Source organism: Pseudomonas sp. Fl5BN2, assembly GCF_009908205.1.
Classification (GTDB): domain Bacteria; phylum Pseudomonadota; class Gammaproteobacteria; order Pseudomonadales; family Pseudomonadaceae; genus Aquipseudomonas.
On sequence record NZ_JAAARL010000009.1, the window covers coordinates 1 to 19,267 of the forward strand.

At 53.1% G+C, this 19,267-nt stretch carries 16 protein-coding genes and 1 pseudogene; 4 read left to right on the plus strand and 13 right to left on the minus strand.

Annotation, left to right across the window (positions count from 1 at the left end; genetic code table 11):
• Positions 1-136: 136 nt before the first annotated feature.
• The gene (gene ppk2, locus GV819_RS14000) at positions 137-1,033 is read left to right on the plus strand and encodes a polyphosphate kinase 2 (protein WP_161756895.1); all 897 of its coding nucleotides are present in this window, start codon (positions 137-139) and stop codon (positions 1,031-1,033) included.
• Between the two features lie 299 nt (positions 1,034-1,332).
• Here ppk2 and GV819_RS14005 read toward each other — a convergent pair whose 3' ends face one another.
• From GV819_RS14005 to GV819_RS14030, 6 genes are all read right to left on the minus strand, one after another.
• Positions 1,333-2,601 carry a glycosyltransferase WbsX family protein gene (locus GV819_RS14005; RefSeq protein WP_161756648.1) on the minus strand — a complete coding sequence of 423 codons (1,269 nt, stop codon included), beginning with the start codon at positions 2,599-2,601 and terminating at the stop codon, positions 1,333-1,335.
• Between the two features lie 57 nt (positions 2,602-2,658).
• Positions 2,659-3,501 carry a class I SAM-dependent methyltransferase gene (locus GV819_RS14010; protein WP_161756649.1) on the minus strand — a complete coding sequence of 281 codons (843 nt, stop codon included), beginning with the start codon at positions 3,499-3,501 and terminating at the stop codon, positions 2,659-2,661.
• 97 nt (positions 3,502-3,598) lie between these two features.
• Positions 3,599-4,384, minus strand: a complete 786-nt coding sequence (locus GV819_RS14015) for a TylF/MycF family methyltransferase (protein ID WP_161756650.1) — start codon at positions 4,382-4,384, stop codon at positions 3,599-3,601.
• Between the two features lie 141 nt (positions 4,385-4,525).
• Positions 4,526-5,947: an ABC transporter ATP-binding protein gene (locus GV819_RS14020; RefSeq protein ID WP_161756651.1), complete on the minus strand. Its 1,422-nt coding sequence runs from the start codon at positions 5,945-5,947 to the stop codon at positions 4,526-4,528.
• A complete protein-coding gene (locus tag GV819_RS14025) occupies positions 5,937-6,758 on the minus strand; it encodes an ABC transporter permease (protein WP_161756652.1) in 822 nt (273 codons plus the stop codon). Before GV819_RS14025 ends, GV819_RS14020 begins: the two co-directional genes overlap by 11 nt.
• 253 nt (positions 6,759-7,011) lie before the next feature.
• Positions 7,012-7,989, minus strand: a complete 978-nt coding sequence (locus GV819_RS14030) for a glycosyltransferase family 2 protein (RefSeq protein WP_256667495.1) — start codon at positions 7,987-7,989, stop codon at positions 7,012-7,014.
• A gap of 981 nt (positions 7,990-8,970) precedes the next feature.
• Between GV819_RS14030 and GV819_RS14035 the strand changes: the two are divergent.
• Positions 8,971-9,953, plus strand: a pseudogene (locus GV819_RS14035) (IS5 family transposase).
• A gap of 358 nt (positions 9,954-10,311) precedes the next feature.
• Here GV819_RS14035 and GV819_RS14040 read toward each other — a convergent pair.
• The 4 genes from GV819_RS14040 to GV819_RS14055 all read right to left on the minus strand — a co-directional run bounded on the left by GV819_RS14040 (position 10,312) and on the right by GV819_RS14055 (position 14,692).
• Positions 10,312-11,217 carry a DMT family transporter gene (locus GV819_RS14040; protein ID WP_161756653.1) on the minus strand — a complete coding sequence of 302 codons (906 nt, stop codon included), beginning with the start codon at positions 11,215-11,217 and terminating at the stop codon, positions 10,312-10,314.
• Positions 11,207-12,529: a diaminobutyrate--2-oxoglutarate transaminase gene (gene ectB / locus GV819_RS14045; RefSeq protein ID WP_161756897.1), complete on the minus strand. Its 1,323-nt coding sequence runs from the start codon at positions 12,527-12,529 to the stop codon at positions 11,207-11,209. Before ectB ends, GV819_RS14040 begins: the two co-directional genes overlap by 11 nt.
• A 68-nt stretch (positions 12,530-12,597) precedes the next feature.
• Positions 12,598-13,941: a SidA/IucD/PvdA family monooxygenase gene (locus GV819_RS14050; RefSeq protein WP_161756654.1), complete on the minus strand. Its 1,344-nt coding sequence runs from the start codon at positions 13,939-13,941 to the stop codon at positions 12,598-12,600.
• Between the two features lie 127 nt (positions 13,942-14,068).
• Positions 14,069-14,692: a glutathione S-transferase family protein gene (locus GV819_RS14055; protein WP_161756655.1), complete on the minus strand. Its 624-nt coding sequence runs from the start codon at positions 14,690-14,692 to the stop codon at positions 14,069-14,071.
• An 84-nt stretch (positions 14,693-14,776) separates the two neighbouring features.
• Between GV819_RS14055 and GV819_RS14060 the strand changes: the two genes are divergently transcribed.
• Together GV819_RS14060 and GV819_RS14065 are read left to right on the plus strand one after the other, a co-directional pair.
• A complete protein-coding gene (locus GV819_RS14060; RefSeq protein WP_161756656.1) occupies positions 14,777-15,622 on the plus strand; it encodes a helix-turn-helix domain-containing protein in 846 nt (281 codons plus the stop codon).
• 50 nt (positions 15,623-15,672) lie between these two features.
• Entirely contained in the window at positions 15,673-16,410 is a 738-nt protein-coding gene (locus GV819_RS14065; RefSeq protein ID WP_161756657.1) for a hypothetical protein, read from the plus strand.
• 44 nt (positions 16,411-16,454) lie between these two features.
• Here the strand turns inward: GV819_RS14065 and GV819_RS14070 are convergent, their stop codons facing one another.
• The 3 genes from GV819_RS14070 to GV819_RS14080 all read right to left on the minus strand — a co-directional run bounded on the left by GV819_RS14070 (position 16,455) and on the right by GV819_RS14080 (position 19,208).
• On the minus strand, positions 16,455-17,054 hold the full coding sequence (locus tag GV819_RS14070; RefSeq protein WP_161756658.1) for a hypothetical protein: 600 nt from the start codon (positions 17,052-17,054) through the stop codon (positions 16,455-16,457).
• Positions 17,055-17,160: 106 nt separating this feature from the next.
• The gene (locus GV819_RS14075) at positions 17,161-18,501 is read right to left on the minus strand and encodes an ATP-binding protein (protein ID WP_161756659.1); all 1,341 of its coding nucleotides are present in this window, start codon (positions 18,499-18,501) and stop codon (positions 17,161-17,163) included.
• A complete protein-coding gene (locus tag GV819_RS14080; protein WP_161756660.1) occupies positions 18,498-19,208 on the minus strand; it encodes a response regulator in 711 nt (236 codons plus the stop codon). Before GV819_RS14080 ends, GV819_RS14075 begins: the two co-directional genes overlap by 4 nt.
• Positions 19,209-19,267 lie beyond the last annotated feature (59 nt).

The window sequence follows — 19,267 nt, forward strand, 5'->3', positions numbered from 1 at the left end:
GGCCAGCACCAGCCCCACTACGCCTGCTGCGCCGCGCAAAGCTGCCGCTCCACGCCCACGCCGCCCACGCACCGCCGCCAAAGCCGTGCCGGTGAAAACCGCCGAAGCTGAGATCAGCACCATCAGCCAGAAGCCCATGGCCCTGCAAGTCGCCAGCGCCCCCCGCGGTTCCAACGAAGACAGCGTGTCGGCCGTGCTGCCGGGCAACTACCCGTACCGCAGCCGCATGCGCCGCGCCGAGTACGAAAAGGCCAAGAACGAGCTACAGATCGAACTGCTCAAGGTGCAAAGCTGGGTCAAGGAAACCGGGCAGCGCGTGGTGGTGCTGTTCGAAGGCCGTGACGCTGCCGGCAAAGGCGGCACCATCAAGCGCTTCATGGAGCACCTCAACCCCCGTGGCGCGCGGATCGTGGCCCTGGAAAAACCCTCGGAGCAGGAACAAGGCCAGTGGTACTTCCAGCGCTACATCCAGCACCTGCCCACTGCCGGTGAAATGGTCTTCTTCGACCGCTCCTGGTACAACCGCGCTGGGGTCGAGCGGGTCATGGAGTTCTGCTCGCCCCTGCAATACCTGGAGTTCATGCGCCAGACTCCGGAGCTGGAGCGCATGCTGTGCAACAGCGGCATCCTCATGTTCAAGTTCTGGTTCTCGGTGAACCGTGAAGAACAACTGCGGCGCTTTATCTCGCGCCGGGACGATCCGCTCAAGCACTGGAAGCTCTCTCCCATCGACATCAAGTCCCTGGACAAGTGGGATGAATACACCGCCGCCAAGCAAGCGATGTTCTTCCACACCGACACCGCCGATGCGCCGTGGACAGTGATCAAGTCCGATGACAAGAAGCGCGCGCGGATCAACTGTATCCGCCACTTCCTGCACGAACTGGACTATCCGAACAAAGACCTGAAAGTCGCCCACGCCCCCGATCCCTTGCTGGTGGGCCGTGCTTCGCGAGTATTGGAAGAAGATGAACTGACCCAAGCCCAGGCCGCAGCAAATGCCGGGACCACGCGGTTGGCACTGTCGGCCTGAGTACCTCACTCTCCGTGACGCTTAAATAGACCGTCACGGAGTTCTTTCAATTGCTGCAAAAACATCTAATCCTGAGCTTCTTCATTAAGCTTGGCTGGGCCAGTATTTCATCCTCATTGGCGCCAGAGAACGCTGAATAGACTCTAAAAAGTTCTGAAATAGCACCGCCACGGATCAATCATCAATCATAGATTCTTTGAAAATTCGACATCGGCCTACACTATAGCTAGAAAGCTATTAGCCGATCGAAACTCTCCTGTCGAGGAAGAATAACTAAAACGGAAAAATCAACTTTGCGATTAACGCTGTATGAAACGTCGTAAAAACCTTACCCCTCTCACAAAAGGATATAGAACATCATATAACCATGGATACTTCCTAACTGATCGTTTCAAATCTGAAAAAACCAGATATCCGTGATAACTTAACATCTCGCGTAGATCTTTAAAGAAAGTACGATGATTACCTTCACTCACATGTGGCAAGCCAACTTCTGAGAATGTAGTAAATCTACGCAGCCCCTTCTTTGCATTCAAGGTTGCCTCAAGAAATCCATGACCAAACCAGCGATCTGGCTCAAGGTGACATCCTTCTGCCCACTCATTCCACGCATTGATAAAAACCAACTGTTCGCCATTAGTCGATTTTTTGGCCAAATCTATAGTTGAGGACAGCCAAAACTCATAGTTATCAGGCATACCATTCAGAACAACCAATGCACGCTCTTTAGTACGGGCAGTGTTGTCCCATGATGGAAAAACAGTCTTGAAGACACGCGACCCTTTATACGACCGTTCAATATAAGAACCTGCTACGCAGGCATACTGAAAAACGTTACCAACAAAGTCACCATTAAAAGCAATTTTATCATTGATATTGGAGCCCTTCAGATTATGCGGCGGAAACTCTACACCGCTATCAAAACCGTAGCTCTCGTAGTCCTCATTACCATGGGTCAATGCTGCGCAAATATGAATCTCACCAACACCTATGGAACGGCAATACTCCCGCCATACATTTAACGTCTTTTTAGCATCAGGCAAATGCTGAGGCCGGTACACATTCAAATAAGGCTTACCATCTACCAGTATATATCTTTTATCTTGAAAGAAAGGAATGACAGACTTAATAAAGTTCACATCATCATCGGGCAAGTACTTTTGCGCGATCAATACTTCATGCTCTGCCGCATCCCAGCGACGCGTCCAGTTTTCATTCGCCCAGCTCAAACAAAATGGCATATCACTTTCTGGATCAGAAAGCATATCATCTAATGGAAGATTTAATATCCTTTGACCCGAAAACCAATAATAGTGATAACAAAACCCATCAATACCATACTGTTTGGCAGTCTTGATCTGGTCACGCCTTGTTTCACGTACACGAAGATCATAAAAGCCGAAGTCGCTTGGTAGATGGGGTTGCCAATGTCCCTCAAACTGAGGCTTGGCTTTGGTAACGTTAGTCCACTCAGTAAAGCCTTTACCCCACCAGATATCATTTTCCTGTGTCGGGTGAAACTGAGTCAGGTAGAATGCAATCAGCTTAGGATCATTACTAGAAGTCATATTAACCATCTTTTAACCATCAAATCTTAACGACAAGTTAGACAACTAACATACAAGTCACAGCTTTATGCCAACCCCACGTAGAACCCTGCGAATCATAATTTTAGAATCCGACCCAAGACGAGCACTTAAATATCTTCTAAGCAAAGATAAGAAATCCGACTTTGGTTTCAGCACTCTGTTCGGCGCCAGAGAGAGCGCTACACCAACCCGCTCTTCAGGAACAGCTTTTATGACGACCTGATAAATATTGGAATGCGGACTCTGGGCAAGCACTTTTTTGGCTTCAGATGACAAACGCGACCATTGACTTGAAAACTCGGTATCCTGTGGCATTTTGGTTACATAACTGATATCAACAATTTTCAAGCCTGCCTTAAAAAACAACTCCTCAATATTTCTCAAACAAAAAAAACGAATATGCGTGCGGTCAAGCAGCCCCCAATCTCCGTACTGAAAATCCCCGTCTATTAAGCAGGAAATTATCGCAGCATGCCCTGCATGAGGAAGAGAGATCACAATGTATCCATCCTCCTTTATAAAGGGCACCATTCGTTTCAATGTGTTCCACGGATCATACAGGTGTTCAAGTACATCAGCTGCGACCACAACATCAAAGCGTTCAAGATCATCAAGCAAAGACGGCCATTCTTCCGAATTCAAGTCAGCTTTAAAAATTGCCTCGCAGAATGGTTCAACTTTTTTAATAGCCTCATTATCTAGCTCTAAGCCTGTAACACTACAACGTCCAGACGTCGCAAGAACTTTCGTTATGGAGCCAGGCCCGCAGCCAATCTCCAGCACTCGCTTACCTTTTCCAACCATCCGTACGACGTTAGCAGGAGCACTGTCAGATGCTGTATCGATATCATACTCATAGTTATGCCGTTTAGCTTCCATGGGGCTACTCCAGTAATACGCTTATTGAGATCTAAAAAGTCCAACTCACACTTGACCATTTAAAAAGTCCCAGCCTTGACTCAGCACCTTTCCCAGTTCAAGCCGAGGTCCTCCAATAGATACCAACTCCATCTATTTCCACCATTTCTGGAACCAGATCGCGTTCTTGGAGAAAATCATGTACGGCCAACCGACATCCCTCAACAACATGATAATCATCAATTATTACATAGCCACCAGGAGAAACTTTGTCATACAAAGCAGTTAGTGCATCCATCGTCGACTCATACATATCGCCATCAAGTCGAAGCAGCGCTATTTTTTTTATAGGCGCTTTAGGCAAGGTATCTTTAAACCAACCTTTCAAAAATTTAACTTGATCATCAAGAAGCCCATACTTAGAAAAATTCAACTTCACTTCTTCTAGAGAAACAGCAAGTTCTTTATAGGTATGAAACTGATCCCCTTGATCTGCCGGATACAGCTCTTCGTTCGGTGGAGGCAAGCCTTCAAATGAGTCCGCCAACCACACGCACCTATCTGTCACACAGTAAGCGTCAAGAACAGCGCGCATCAATATGCACGCCCCTCCTCTCCAGACTCCCGTTTCAACAAGGTCACCCTCGATGTGATTGCCAAGAACACTTTCGACCAAAGTTCGTACATTTCCCAGCCGTTTCCCCCCGATCATTGTGTGGGCAACAGATGGCCAGTCCCAACCATACTCCCTTAATTGAGGATCAAATTTTTCACTCCCCAAAACCTTTAAAGGAGGATCCTCATAAATAGAACCACTTAAACAGTTTTGCAGGAGTGTCAGATACCTATCAATGATTCGTGCACGTTCAACTTGATGCCACACAACTTGCTTTTTTCTTAGCATGCGCCCCTCGAATCCCTGTGTACTAAAAAAAATAAAAATTATTATCCATTAAAAACTCAACCTTTCTAATGCGCCCCGCGACTCTTCAATACAAAAGCTCATCATCAACAATGTTAAACTTTAAACTAATCGCGTATAGGCTTAGCCCTTTGCTTCGCACCTCTGCTCTTCCCCGCACTCCCTTATATCGACCCTACGAAGCGATATATCATCAAACGGAAGCCCCACCAACCCTCCAATAACACTTGAGGATTGCGACTCCACAAAGAATGCGTCGTATAACCACTGGAGCTGTACCACGTCAGGGGGAACACCCTCGGCTATAGCTATATCTAGCGCATAGGTACCGATTGGAAGTACCGGAAAGCGAAATGCAAAAACTCCTTCGACTGTATCGCCGCCTCTAGCAGCAACTGGAACAGCATAATTCTCCAAATAAGTATTCTGGCCGAATATGACCTGCCCTAATTTATCCTTCAGATTAAAACCAACAATAATATTGTTACAATCAATCAGCAACTTGGCCTTGATCACGAGCCTCACATTTTCACCACCGACAACCCAAGAGAGCTTGCCTCCTTCAACATCTTCCAGCCCTGCATAGCTAATAAGAGCTCCACCGCTGCCAAATTTCTTGGTTTCCGATGAAAACCCAAATACCTGAATATCATTCCTCAAGTTCGATTGGTTAATGAATGACATTCTCATGTCCTTCATCTCAGAACCACTCTCATTACGGCCATCCAGACTATCTGAATCCGCAATCATTTCACTGACACAAGAGTCGCGAGCATCGACAATAGTTGATTGATAACGACTTGCTAGATATTGTTCACACACATCTTTTGCTGGCCCAATAGCAAGAGCTACACCACCATCCAGCCAAATCGCGCGATCGCATAAATTAACTACCGCTCCGGAATTATGGCTAACAAAAAAAACAGTTCCATTGCGCTTAAATTCACGTAAAAATCTCATGCACTTTTGTGAAAAAATAGCGTCCCCGACAGCCAATGCCTCATCAATGATTAATATATCCGCATCTACATTTGCTATTACAGCAAACGCGAGACGCACATACATTCCTGACGAGTAACGTTTTACGGGCTGATCAATAAAATCGCCAATATCCGCAAATTCCAGAATAGCGTCATACTTCTCATTGATTTCCTCCTCGCTCAAACCAAGGATTGCGCCATTCAAATAAACATTTTCTTTACCCGTAAACTCAGGATTGAATCCCGTCCCCAACTCCAGTAGAGCGGCAACTCGTCCGTACGCTTCCACTTGGCCAGATGTCGCAAACAAAGTCCCACAGATCAGTTTGAGAAGCGTCGATTTTCCAGAACCATTAACACCAACAATCCCAATAGTCTCGCCCTTTTTGACGTCAAAGGAGATATCCCGCAGAGCCCAGAATTCTTGATAGTATTTGGCTCGCGAGCGTCCTAAGAGATACTGAATTCTCGGGTAGACCATCTGCTTTAGACGATCTTGAGGCTTAGAATAAATCTCATAACATTTGCTAAGATTCTGGACTTTTATAACGGTCTCATAAGACATCGGCGAACCCCTTTCGTGTCATTTGAAACCATGCGAATCCCGCCCAAGCCAAAATAGCACCTACCAATAACATCTTTCCTAATATTACAAAATCCGGAACAACTCCACTTATCAATACCTTCCTTGACTCCTCAATAACAACAGCAAGAGGATTAAGCTGCAGTAGAACCTGGTATTTCTCGGGCAGTGCCGATATGGGAAAAAACACCGCAGACACAAACAACATTACAGTTGAAAACATACTAGCAACTTGACCAACATCCCTCAAATACACACCAATGGCAGCCAGAAACCAGGAAACCCCCATAGTTCCAAGTATGAGTGGAAGCAACACAACAGGAAAAAGAAAAGCGGTCAGAGGAATTTTTTGATTAAAAACTGCTTGAACCATTAGCAGAACGACAAAACTAACCAGCATATGGAATAGCGCTGCACCAAACACTACCCAGGGAAGGATCTCCAAAGGAAACACCACTTTCTTTACGTAGCTGACGTTAGACACAATCAGTCCTGGAGCACGATTGATACATTCTGAAAAAACGCCGTGGACCATCAACCCAACAAACAAAATAGCGGCAAAGTCAAACTTACTCTCATGAACGGCATTACTCCATCTGGAGTTAAACACGCCAGAAAAAATCAGGGTATAAACGGCAAGCATCAATAACGGATTCAAGAATGACCATGCCAACCCTATTATAGAACCTCGATATCGCCCTACTACTTCCCTTTTTACCAACACTTTTATGAGCCCACGATTCCGCCAAAACCCATTAATGATTTCTGACAGGGAGAATGAAAATTTCTGCATCAGATGGCCATCCCACGGATGAATAAAAAGTTTCCATCCAACCGCAGCACGTACCTAGAAAAAAAATGGATTAATTCACAATTCGCCATCGAGTTTTTCACCTTTGAGCTCATACAACCTGCTAGCGCTGAAAACGCTATCACATTTTTTACTTGCACGAAGCAAGAAGCTCTTCACGTCCAACTAGAAAAAATAACCGCAGAAGCAGCACATTCGTTTTTTGCGGACCAATTTATTGATAAATAACAAATAGTTAAATCTTCCTCAGCAAGACCGCAAGAACCAAAGCCAGGTTGCCGAACAATGTCTGTCGATGTACACCGGCTCGAAAGACACCCAAGGCTCTGCTTGGAAGCTGCTTGTTCCGTGCTTCCTTAAATTTCCCAAGAGTAATCTGGTGCTCTTCCAAAAGCTTGTTACTTATATTTTCCAACGCATGAATATTTCTAGTATTCCACTCACAAAAACGTCCTTGAAAAACCATTCCTATACGACGTAGTCGTGCACGCCAACTGGAGTTGCTTCCGATTAGGTTCTCACTGTGTTGACGATACTTAACTTTAGGCAGCGGATCATAGCGAACTATGCCGCCAGCCCCAGAAACCAACTGATAGGCCCACCAGTCATGAGATGGTACATCCACATCAGGTCCCGCCTCCTGCAGGAGAGCACGTGCGGCCTGATTAAAAACCATGGTGTTTCCCCCGCCAATATTCTGTACCAGTGAATTAGAAAAGCATGGAGGAAGATTAAACTTCGGAGAAAAGCCAACAGATACTCCGGCCTCATCGATCAACTCAGTTCGGCCACAATAAAGCGCCGGAACATCGTGAGGAACTCCCTGAAGCCACTCTAGTGCAGATTCAAGCTTACTATCCTCCCAAACATCATCCTGATCTGACCAAGCAAAGAAATTCGACTCCAAATCAGCTCTACAGGTCAATGATAAGAAATTTGCAACAAATCCTGACTCAGGTCCTTTAACGACCTTCATGTACTGATTGCCCCAACGCTCTTTATAATGATTCAAAACTGCTAGGGTATTGTCTTTTGATCCATCGTCCGATGCCCAAACCACCCAGTCTTTGTGAGTTTGACGTTCGAAAGACTCCAGTTGTTCTGCGAGGTACGACTCACCATTATAAGTACACATCAACACCGTCACACGACTTCTATTCTTGTCTGAAACAAGAACACCGCATTCTTTAGAAAAAAAACATTCAGTATTCATCTTTCATCAAAACCCAGTAGAGCCAACCAAAGCCCAAGTATTATTGAAAGACATAGAGTCGATAATACAAACACCAAGTCCATTTGGAGAAAAAACTCAATCCGTTCTACACTCAGTGTATCAATACGATACAAAATAAGACTTCAGATTAATTTTTTCGAAAAACGGCTATTACTTATGGATAGCTCATAGATAAATACTATTGCAGAGTAGCTGTACAGAAAGCCAAAGCATTTTGCTTAAAAGCGTAGTAGCACATTGACAAACTATCTACCTCGCGAGTTAAAAAACCCATCACTTGCCTATTAGCATTCATATTGATTACCTGAGGTTCAGCCGCGAAAAATAATTCCTGAGTATTCAATTAGTCTGGATGATCGTCACTCCACCTTAATTGCGGCCAATAGCCACTACCCACTCATGACCCTGCTGCGTGTCATGCATAAATCTACTCAAATCTAGTACACCCAACATTGATCTCAGACTCAGTAAGTCCCGGATTACCAGAGCAGAATTACGGTGTATTTATACAGCTGAATTTATCACTCAAAATTGTACCTTCAGGCTAAATAATGGCGTAATTGCCATCAGTTTCATGGCCGAAAACTAGCTATTTAAGTTAATTTGCATGCCCCAAGAAAACTGATGTTTCAGTTGTATGTCATCGCTCTGGATGGACCAAAGTAAAAAAGCCGTGCAAGCATCTCCTCGCCGTAGAGCTGGTACAAATAGGACAGGGATGAATTTAGATGCGTTTTTTCCTATACGCCGATTACTGGTTCAAATAACCAAGGCTTTTTTGAAAATTGCCCCCTATTTCCCTGCCAATACCCTCGGGATCATCGGCCGCATAGGTATTTCCTGGCTCAGCGCCTAACGCGCAGGCTCAAAACGTGTGGGCTGAATGAAGTGATCCAAGGACTCTCTGAGCAAGTCTTCAGATATGCTGAAATACGCCTGACAACCTGATCCGAACCGCCCATGAGTCAGATGAGCTTTCCGACCTCGAATACGTCAGCAAGCGCAAGCAGACACACCCCGAACGCGTCCTCGCCGAGATGAATCAGGTCGTACCCTAGACTGGCTTACTAGGGCCAATTGAACAGTTCTACCGCAAGACCGGCGGCGGTCGAAAACCCTACCCGCCGAAAACCATGCAGTGCATCCATTTGTTGCAAAACTGATTCTCCCTGAGCGATCCGCCCATGGAAGAAGCGCTCTACGAAATCACCCCATGCGCCAGTTCGTACGCCCGACGCTGAGCGCGCCGCCCTCCGAAAACACCACGATCATGAACTTCAGGCACCAGCTGGAAAAACACTAGCTGGCGCCAGCGCTCCTTGCGGTCATCCGGTTATTTGCAGGAAAAGGGTCTCTCGCTGCGCCAAGGCAGCAACGTCGATGCCACTATTATTCATGCCCCGCTCGACCCAAAACGAAGACGGAAAGTGCGCTCCCGAGATGCATCAAATCAAGAAAGGTAATCAATAATTCTTCGGAATGAAGGCCTATATCGGCGCTGATGCTAAGTTGGGCCTGGTTCACCACGTCCATGGCGGCGCATCCAATGTAGCCGGCGTCACCCAGGTTGCAGAGCTGCTGCATAGCGAAGAAACGTGGTGCATGCAGACGCCGAATATACGGGTGTCGAGAAACGCGATGAGCTTGAAAATCGTGAGGTGATCTGGCAGATCACCGCACGGCGCAATACCTATTCCAAGCTGAATAAACGCAGCCTGCTCTAAAAGGCCAAGCACAGGATCGAATACTGCAAAGCGTAGAGGCGAGCTAAGGCTGAGTATCCATTTCGGGTGATCAAGCGGCAGTTCGGTTACGTGACAGTACGCTTTCGCGCACTGATGAGAAACACGGCCCAACTGACCACGTTGTTCGCCCTGTCAAACCTGTGGATGGCTCGAAAGCAGCTGATGAGTATGGGCGAGTTGCGCGCAGAGTCGGGCTGAAAAGCCGCTCAATCGGCTATGCACGTAGCGCAGTTGCGCAAACAACGATACAGGCCAGAGATTTTTTCGAGTTGCCACCGCTATGCGGTAAGTTGATCGGAGCCTCCCTAGGTACCATCGTTCGACTTCCCATTCGATCACTGGAGGCGACTGTCAGTCCGGATGCGCTCAGGCACCGGAACACAGGGGGTAGATACCGCCTGTGTTTCCTTCACTCCTGTGCCCCCCGCCCACTGCTGGCGCACAGCGAGCAGGGTGCGGTGAGAAAATGAGCACAAACAGCGTATACCCGAACCACCCGCGGGCTGCTGCCGACCTTAACCAGCCCAAAAGGTGTTCTGGAGCGGCGGCTGGGGCTTCAGGCGGCCTCGGTCACCGGCGTCACCTTCTCCGGCGGCTTGATCGAGCCGATATACACCGCAAAGATGGTCAACAGTGCACCGGCGATCTGCATCGCCGAGCTGGCCTTGCCAAGAAACGCCACGTCGACGAAGTAGGTGATCACCGGCTCCAGCAGCAGGATCAACCCGGCCAGGCCGAGGCTGATGGCGCCGATGGAGCGGTTGACCAGCAGCCAGCCGACAAATTGCACCATCACCCCGTAGATGATCAGCATCACCAAGGTCTGGCCGTCGACGATCGCCAGGCTTTCACCCATGGCCAATGCGTACACCAGCAGCACCAGCGCAGCCCACAGGCTCAGGTTGAGCATCTGTGCGATCTTGTCGCCACCGCCGTCAGGCAGCTGGGTGTTGACCTTGAGAAAGTACACGCAGATGGCATAGGCCAGGCCCGACAGCACGCCATACACCACGCCCTTGATGCCCACCGCACTGCTCATTTCCGGCAACAGCAACAGGTACAGGCCAACAAACGCCAGGGTGATGGAGATCAGGAAGTAGATCGACGGCTTTTCCTTGAGCAGGTACAGACCCAGCAAGGTCATGAAAAACACTTGGCAGTTGGTCAGGATTGAACCGATGCCCGGGCCGACGATGTAAATGCTCTGGTGCCAGAGCACCAGGTCGATGGCCAGGAACACCCCGGCCAAGGCCGTGTACAACTGCGCCTTGGTGCTCTTGAGCAGCACCGGAATGCGTCGCACCTTGAGCAGCAGGAAGAACAGGATCGAAGCGAACAGCATCCGGTAGAAGCCGGCGCCGCCAGCACCGATGTGGGCAAAAGCCACGGCCAGTGCCGACAGGCTGAGCATCAGCCCACCGATGGTCAGTTCGATGATGGCGCGGTTGGTATTAGTCGACATGCGCGACTCCATTGATGAAGACCAAAGGATCGATGTCCTGGTCCGGGTCACTTAACTTGCCTTGCTCCAATACCTGTTGCATGGCCTCGAAAATACTCGTCAGACCGGCCTGCAGCGTGTCGCTGCCGATGGTCAGTGCCGGCATCAACTTGAGCACCTGATCCACCGGACCGCAGCGCTCGATGATCAAGCGCCGGGCAAAGCAGGCACGCATCACACCGGCGGCCATGGCCGGATCGTGGAACTCGATGCCATAGAACAGCCCCCGCCCGCGCACGTCCTTGATGTGCCCGGCGAAACGCTCGGTGACCTCCGCCAACCACTCCTTGAGCAATGCCTCGCTAGCCTGGATGTGCTTGACCAGGCGCTCGTCACTCCAGAACTCCTGCACCGTCTTGGTGGCGGCGACAAACGCCAGGGTATTGCCGCGGAAGGTGCCGTTGTCCTCGCCGGGCGCCCACTGGTCCAGCTCCGGACGAAGGAGCAACAGGGCGAACGGCAAGCCATAGCCACTGAGGGACTTGGACAGGCAGACCATGTCGGGGGTGATGCCCGAGGGCTCGAAACTGAAGAAAGTGCCGGTACGACCGCAGCCGGCCTGGATGTCGTCGACGATCAGCAGGATGCCGTGCTCGACCGTCAGCTGCCGCAAGCGCTGCAGGAACTCCGCAGACGCCACGTTGATCCCGCCTTCGCCCTGGATGGTTTCCAGGATCACCGCCGCCGGCATGTCCATGCCCGAGCTGTTGTCCTTGAGCAAGCGCTCGAAGTACTCGATGGAGTCCAGCCCGGCGAGGTAGCCATCGAAGGGCATGCGGAACACATAGGGATCGACCCCAGGCTGACGATTGTCACGGTTGCCGGTCAGCCCCAGGGCGGTATTGGACATCCCGTGAAAGCCGTTGGTGAAGGCCACGATGTGCCGACGCCCGGTGACCTTGCGCGCCAGTTTGACCGCCGACTCCACCACGCTGGTGCCGGTGGGCGAAGTGAACTGCATTTTGTAGGGCAGGGCCCGAGGCGCCAGGATGATCTTGCGGAAGTTATAGAGGAACTCCTGCTTGGCCCGACTGTGCATGTCCAGGGCCGCCTGGATGCCGTCCCGTTGCAGATAGTCGATCACCGCCGCCTTGACCGCCTTGGGGTTGTGCCCGTAGTTCACCGAGCCGGCGCAGCTGAGGAAGTCGATATAGGCCTGGCCTTTCAGGTCATAGAGGTAGCTGCCCTGGGCCTGGTCGAAGACCACCGGGAAACTGCGGCAATAGCTGCGCGCCGAAGACTCCACATCCGCAAATACGCCCAACTCATCCATTTCTGAAATATCCATTACTGCCTGCTCACATAAAGGGGTCGAGATTCAGGATTTAAAACGAGCGCTGTTCAGGCGATCTTCTCCGCGGCCTGGGCCAAGCCCAACTGCTGGTTCAGCGAGTTGAAAATCTCTCGCGAGCGCAGCGACAGCAGGCTGAAAGAGCCGGCATCGCCATAACCATGGGACGATTCGCACAGGCCATTGAGGTAAAGCGCTGGCAAGTGGCTGCCCTTGGCGGCGGCCAGGCTGTAGTCACGACCAATGCGGATCACACCCTGGGCATCACAGTCCAGGTGCTCGGCCAAGTCCTTGAGAATTGCCGGGTAGCGTTCTTCCTGAGGGCCGGTGCCGAGGTTGCGAAAACCGGTGGCCAGGACAATTGCGTCCAGCCCGTCCAGCTCTTCGGCGACCTGGGTTGTGGTGTTGAGCAGCGACAGGCGGTAGCCCTCGCCGTCCGGCGTGCAGCCCTGGATATCACTGAGGCCCTTGATCACCACCCGCTCCTTGCCCTGCAGCTTGTCCTCATACATGCCCACGTAGAGTTCCTTGATCACGTCGGCATCTGCAGCGGAATAGTTGGTGTAGTGCAGGTGGCGGTTGATGCTCTTCTTCGCCTCGGCAGAGCTGTTGTAGTACTGGTCGACAAAGGACGGGAAGTACACGTGCTCGCTGAACTGGCTGGTGTCCTTGAGGCGGAAACCGTAGCCGCGCTGCACGTTGACGATTTCCAGGGTTGGGTAGGTATGGCGCAGGTGCAGAATGATCTCGATCGCACTCTGGCTGCCGCCCACCACCGCCACACGCTTGAGCTCGCCCTTTTGCACCAGTTGGGCCACGCGGCCCAGATACTGGGTCAGGTGGAACACCCGGTCCGTTGCAGCGTTGGCGAACACCTGCGGGATCACCGGGGTCCGGCCCGGAGCCAGGACCACGGCACGCGCCTGATACTGCACCCCTGCCAGGGTGGTGATGGTGTACAGGCTGCTGGCGGCATCGACCTGGATCTGCGCCACGCTCTGGTTGTAGGCCACATCCCGGGCAAAGAACCCGGCCACCCAGCGCACATACTCGGCGAACTCACTGCGCAGCGGGAACTCCAGGCCCAGGTTGAGGTGTTCGAACAGGCGGTCGTTCTCGAACAGGAAATTGGTGAAGGTATAACGGCTGCGTGGGTTGCGCGGGGTCACCAGGTCGCGGCTCGGATGGTTCTGGATATCGCTGCCGGAGAGCATCATCTCCGGTTGCCATTGAGTGCTCGAGTGACGCTCGAGAAACAGCCGGCTACCGGCAAACTCCATTTCTTCCATGGCGATGGCCAGGGCGATGTTCGCCGGGCCAAAGCCAATGCCGATCACGTCGTAAACTTGCCCATCACGGCCAACATCCTTGGCAGTCACTTTATGAACACTCATAAACTCCCCTCCCTGTAACAAAAGTCAGACTCGAAAAAAGCAGAAAAAACACCCGGGTCTTTTCTGCCTTCAGTCAAATAATCATTAATTTTTAGTTAGCATTATTCGTTATATGAAGTTGGACTTTTTAAACTTCCGCTGCGGCCAACTTCAGCCACTTCTGCACCGGCGGATAAGCCAGAACTTGCTCGATATAACCTTGCAGTTGCGCCGGCACCGCCACGCCATAACGACGGAAGCGGAACACCACCGGTACGAACATCGCATCGACGATGCCAAAGCCGCCGCACAGGAACTGCTTGGAGCCGCTGGCCTCACGCAGATTGTTCCAAATGGCGAAGATCCGCTGGATCTCTTCCTCGGTGTCGGCGGTCAGCGGCTCAGGGGTATCGCCGGTGTTCAGGCCAAAGGACATCTGGGTGCGCAGGTTGACGAACCCCGAGTGCATTTCCGCCGCTGCGGCACGGGCCTGGGCCTTGATCAGTGGGTCCTGGGGCCACAGGTTGGCCGCCGGATAGGCACCGGCAACGTATTCGCAAATGGCCAGGCTGTCGTTGATCACCACCTTGTCCAGCAGCAGCGCCGGGACCTTGCCCGATGGCGAATGGCGCAGGATCTGCTGACGGGTGTCGTCCTGCTCCAGCTTGACTTGAACGGTCTCGAAGGAAACGTCCGCCGTTACCAGAACCAGCCATGCCCGGAATGACCATGAAGACTTTTTGTAATCCCCAATAACTAGTTTTGTAGGCATCACTTCCCCTAGCTTGCGTTATGAAATGGGTGCTAAATTTAGCGGCCCTTTTTTCCACCGTATTGCACAAAACTGGACAAACTCATGGATGAGCACCGGCAGCGCAAAGTCCTTTCTCAGGACAAGGACTTTGTTCAATTCTGGCGAATACCCGAAGGCGACTGTGAGTTGTTATCTGCGCGTTACAGCGTCCAGTCTTTCGGCCGGCATTCACATGATCGATATGCAGTAGGGGTTATAAGCAGCGGCGTTGAAAAACTCTTTTATCGGGGCAGTTACTACTTGGGCAGTGCCGGCAGCGTCGTCACCATCACCCCGGAGGAGATTCACGACGGTCTCCCCGGACACGACCAGGGCTGGATGTACCGGATGCTTTACCTGGACCCGGGCTGGGTCAATCGGGTGATCTTTCAAGGGCGCTTTGGCGACGAGCATATCCATCTGTTCCAGAGCGCACTGAACCTCGACCCCAGCTTTGCCCTGACCTTCCTGCAACACCACCAGATCATTGAACACTCCCCGCCCAGCCTGGAGCGCGAATCCATTCTTCTGGACCTGGTGACCCAACTCTTCGAACGCAGCGGCGCGCCCATTGCCGCCGTCGCCAGTGCCGAACGCAGCGCGATCAAGTTCATCAAGAAAAAACTCGAAGACGAATACGCCCGTAACATCCCCCTGGAAGAGCTGGCGCAACTGGTGGACATGGACCCGCTGTACCTGATCCGGGTGTTCAAGAAGACCGTGGGCGTGTCACCCCACAGCTACCAGATCCAGAAACGCGTGGCTCAGGTGCAGAACCTGTTGCGCACCGGCGCCAACCTGGCCGAAGCCTCCTTCAACTGCGGCTTTTTCGATCAAAGCCACATGACCCGCGCCTTCAAGAAAGTAGTGGGCATCACCCCCGGCAGCTTCCGTAACAGCCGCGCCTGAAACCCGCGTCCCGCTGCTGATCTTTTCTCCATCGTCCAAGGACCCGCTGCATGCCTACCATCGCTACCCCGGAATTCACTCAACTGCCTGCCGGTGCCGTCGCCTTCCCCGATGCCAAGGACCTGTTCGTCGCAGACCAACAGGAACTGGCCGAACACCTGCTGCCGCTGTTGTCCATCGACGCCAGCCTGATCAACCCAGAATGGTCCGGCCGCCTGCACCTGTTGAGCCCCATCGAGCCTTGTGAAGGGCTGGTGGGCGAACTGACGGAAAACTACGGCTTCGACACCGAGCTGCTGAAGACCAACTGGATCGGCCTGAAGCTTGAGGACGGTCGCTACCGCCTGTGCGGCGACCCGCGTTATTTCTTCCTGCACCCGGACAATGCCCAACTGCCCGAGCCACAACGCGATCTGCGCGCCACCCTGCAACGCCATTACGCCAAGGAGCACGCCGCTTACCAGGCCGCGCGCCAGCTCTATCAGGAGCGCGGCTACCTGAGCTGGCCGGAAGATGCAGAGCGGCGCCTGAGCTTCATCGATGAGCAGGGCGGCGTGGCCGAGGGCTACGGCAACTGGGTGGAAACCGTGGAGTTCCCCATGGACGTTGTCGAGGCCAATGACGACAGCCGCGACATCGACGTCTGGCCCCTGAGCCCAGCGGGCCGACGCTTCCAGCACGCCCTCAGCGTACCCGCCTGCCACTATGGCATCACTGGCGCCGACCTGATCGTGATGTTCTACGAACCGGTGGAAGGGCTGGTGCTGTTCTGCTTCGACTGGTCCTAGGCAAGTGAAAGCCCTGCTGGGCAGGGCTTTGGCAGCAGGCCTGGCTACCCTTCGGGCGCACATCCTGCACGGCGTTTCTGCTGATCGATGTACTGGGCAAATGATTCATAGCGTTCAGGCAAAGTAACCTTGGCCTGTGGCTTGAGGCTCTGGTTCTGTGCTTGATCCTGCTGACTCTGGTCATAGGCATTACAGGCCGAACTCGTGTCGGCCTGCATCTCGTAGATAAATCCGCGTTGCAGGCTGACGTTGCTGGCGCCATCGAAACGGCCCTCCTGAACATACAGCGCCCTTGAGCGCTGGAAGTACTCCAGAGCCTTGTCATAACGATTGGCGTAACTCACCTGCGGCTCACGAAAGCCATTCTGCTCAAAGTCGGTTTTCCACTGCCCATCCAAGGTGGAGGACATCAAGAACCGGCCATAAGCCCGGTATCCATCAGCGAAGCACAACGCCTGACCTGAGCGACGGCACAGCTGCAACGATTGTTCAATCAGCAACTCGGCCGCCCGAGGTCGGTTCTGCTCCAGCATCGCCTCGGCATTGGCCTGCTTCTGCCGGGGATCGGAACTCTCCATTACCCCAACAACTGCACAGCCACTGACTAACAAAATTCCCGTTGTTATGCTCACGGCCTTGTACATGACACGATCCTTGTTCAACCTGAAAACACCCTTCCAAGCATCGCCCGGATGACACCCACGAACAAACTCGGATACTGCTCAGATTGGCGGCCTGTCACCGGCACCGCTAAACCGGCAACTCCACCCGCGCCTCCAACCCACCACCCTCACGGTTGAACAGGCACAACTCGCCGCCATGCTCACGCACGATCGCCCTGGCCGACGACAACCCCAGGCCCACACCGCCGGTGCTCTTGTTGCGCGAGGTCTCCAGACGGAAAAACGGCATGAACACCTGCTCCAGCGCCTCTGGTGGAATTCCCGGCCCACGATCCAGCACCCGCACCCATAGCCGATCCTCGCCCTGCGCCAAGAGAAGCACCGGCTCGCTGCCGTACTTGATCGCGTTATCCAGCAGGTTGGTCATCACCCGCTTGAGCCCCAGGGGCCGGCCGCAATACACCAGCCGCGACGGGCCGCTGAAGGCAATTTCCTGGGACTGATCACGATAATCATCCACCAAAGTCTGCAGCAACTCCGCCAGATCGAACTGGGTCGCCTGCTCCAGCCGCGCATCGTCGCGAAAGAACTCCAGCGCCGAGTTGATCATTGCCTGCATCTCGTCGACATCGCGGAACAGCCGCTGCTGCTGATCGGCGTCCTCGATGAACTCGCCACGCAAACGCATACGGGTCAGGGGCGTGCGCAAGTCATGGGAAATGGCCGCCAACATCTGCGTGCGGTCCTTGATGAAATGCTGCAACTGCGCCTGCATGGCATTGAAGGCGAGGATCGCCTGACGGATCTCATGGGGGCCCACCGGCTCGATGGGCGGCGCCCGAAAGTCCACGGCAAAGCGCCGAGCGCCCTGAGCGAACTGCTGCAACGGCTTGGCCAGGCGCCGGGTGGCGATCAGCGCCACCAGCCCGGTGGAGATCAACACCAGGACAATCACGATCAGGTTGCGTGTGCCCTCCTCCAACCCCCAACTGCGGGACGCCGAGGAAAACATCAGCCAGGACTGATCGCTCAACTGCACCAGCAAGGCATAACGCCCCTCTGTACCCGGCCAATCGCTGGGCTGATAACCCTCGATATGCCGCTCCGGCGGATGCAGCAAGGCGCGAAACTTCTCCGAGCCTCTACGGTATTCAGCGTCCTCCAGGACGGGTAGATCAAAACCTTGTCGCGTCGGGCGCCAGGTGAGGCTGAGATGCTCATCGCTGACCGCCGCAGCCAACCGCGAACGCTGGCTCGGCTCCGAAGCCTCGATCATGTGGACGATGGACGCCGACTTTTCCAGCAACCCGGTTTCGGCCAGCGGTGGATAAGCCCAGACCCCGGCCAATTGTACAAACAGCGCATTGAACGCCAAGGCAGTGAGCATGGCCATGATGATGGTCAGGGCGATCCAGCGCGCCACGGTGTCTCGCAGGCGGTAGCGCCACAACGGCTTGATCAGCTTCACTGGCGGGTCACGCTTGGGGTGAACAGGTAGCCGCCGTTGCGTACGGTGCGAATCATCGCCGGGCGCTTGGTGTCGAACTCCAGCTTGCGCCGCAAGCGACTGACCTGCACGTCGATGCTGCGATCAAAGGCGTCATGGGCCTGCCCTCGGGCCAGGTCCAGCAACTGCTCGCGGGTGAGGATGCGCTGCGGATGCTCGACAAACACCAGCAGCAGGTCGAATTCCCCCGCCGACAGCGGAATCATCACCTGGTCCGGCGAGCGCAGTTCGCGGCGCGTCAGGTCCAGCTGCCAGTCCGCGAACCTGATCAATGGCCGTGGCAATTCACCCGTCAGCGGCCGACTTTCCCCGGCTCGACGCAACACCGCCCGTACTCGCGCCAGCAACTCGCGAGCGTCGAAAGGCTTGCTCAGGTAATCGTCGGCGCCCATCTCCAGGCCCACCACCCGGTCGCTCAGCTCACCCATGGCGGTGAGCATGATCACCGGCGTAGCGTATTGCTGACGCAGGCGCTGGCACAGGGTCAGGCCGTTTTCGCCAGGAAGCATCAGGTCGAGAATGATCAGGTCCGGCGCTTCACGCTCCAGTGCCGCCCACAGCGAAACGCCATCGGTGGCCACAGCCACCTGATAGCCCTGCTGGACAAAAAATTTCTTCAGCAGCGCGAGGACTTCAACGTCGTCGTCCACGATCAAAAGACTGCTCACCGGAGGCATCACTTAAGCGGGTAAAGAAAGCTCATTCAAAACCATTCGGCGCGTCTCGT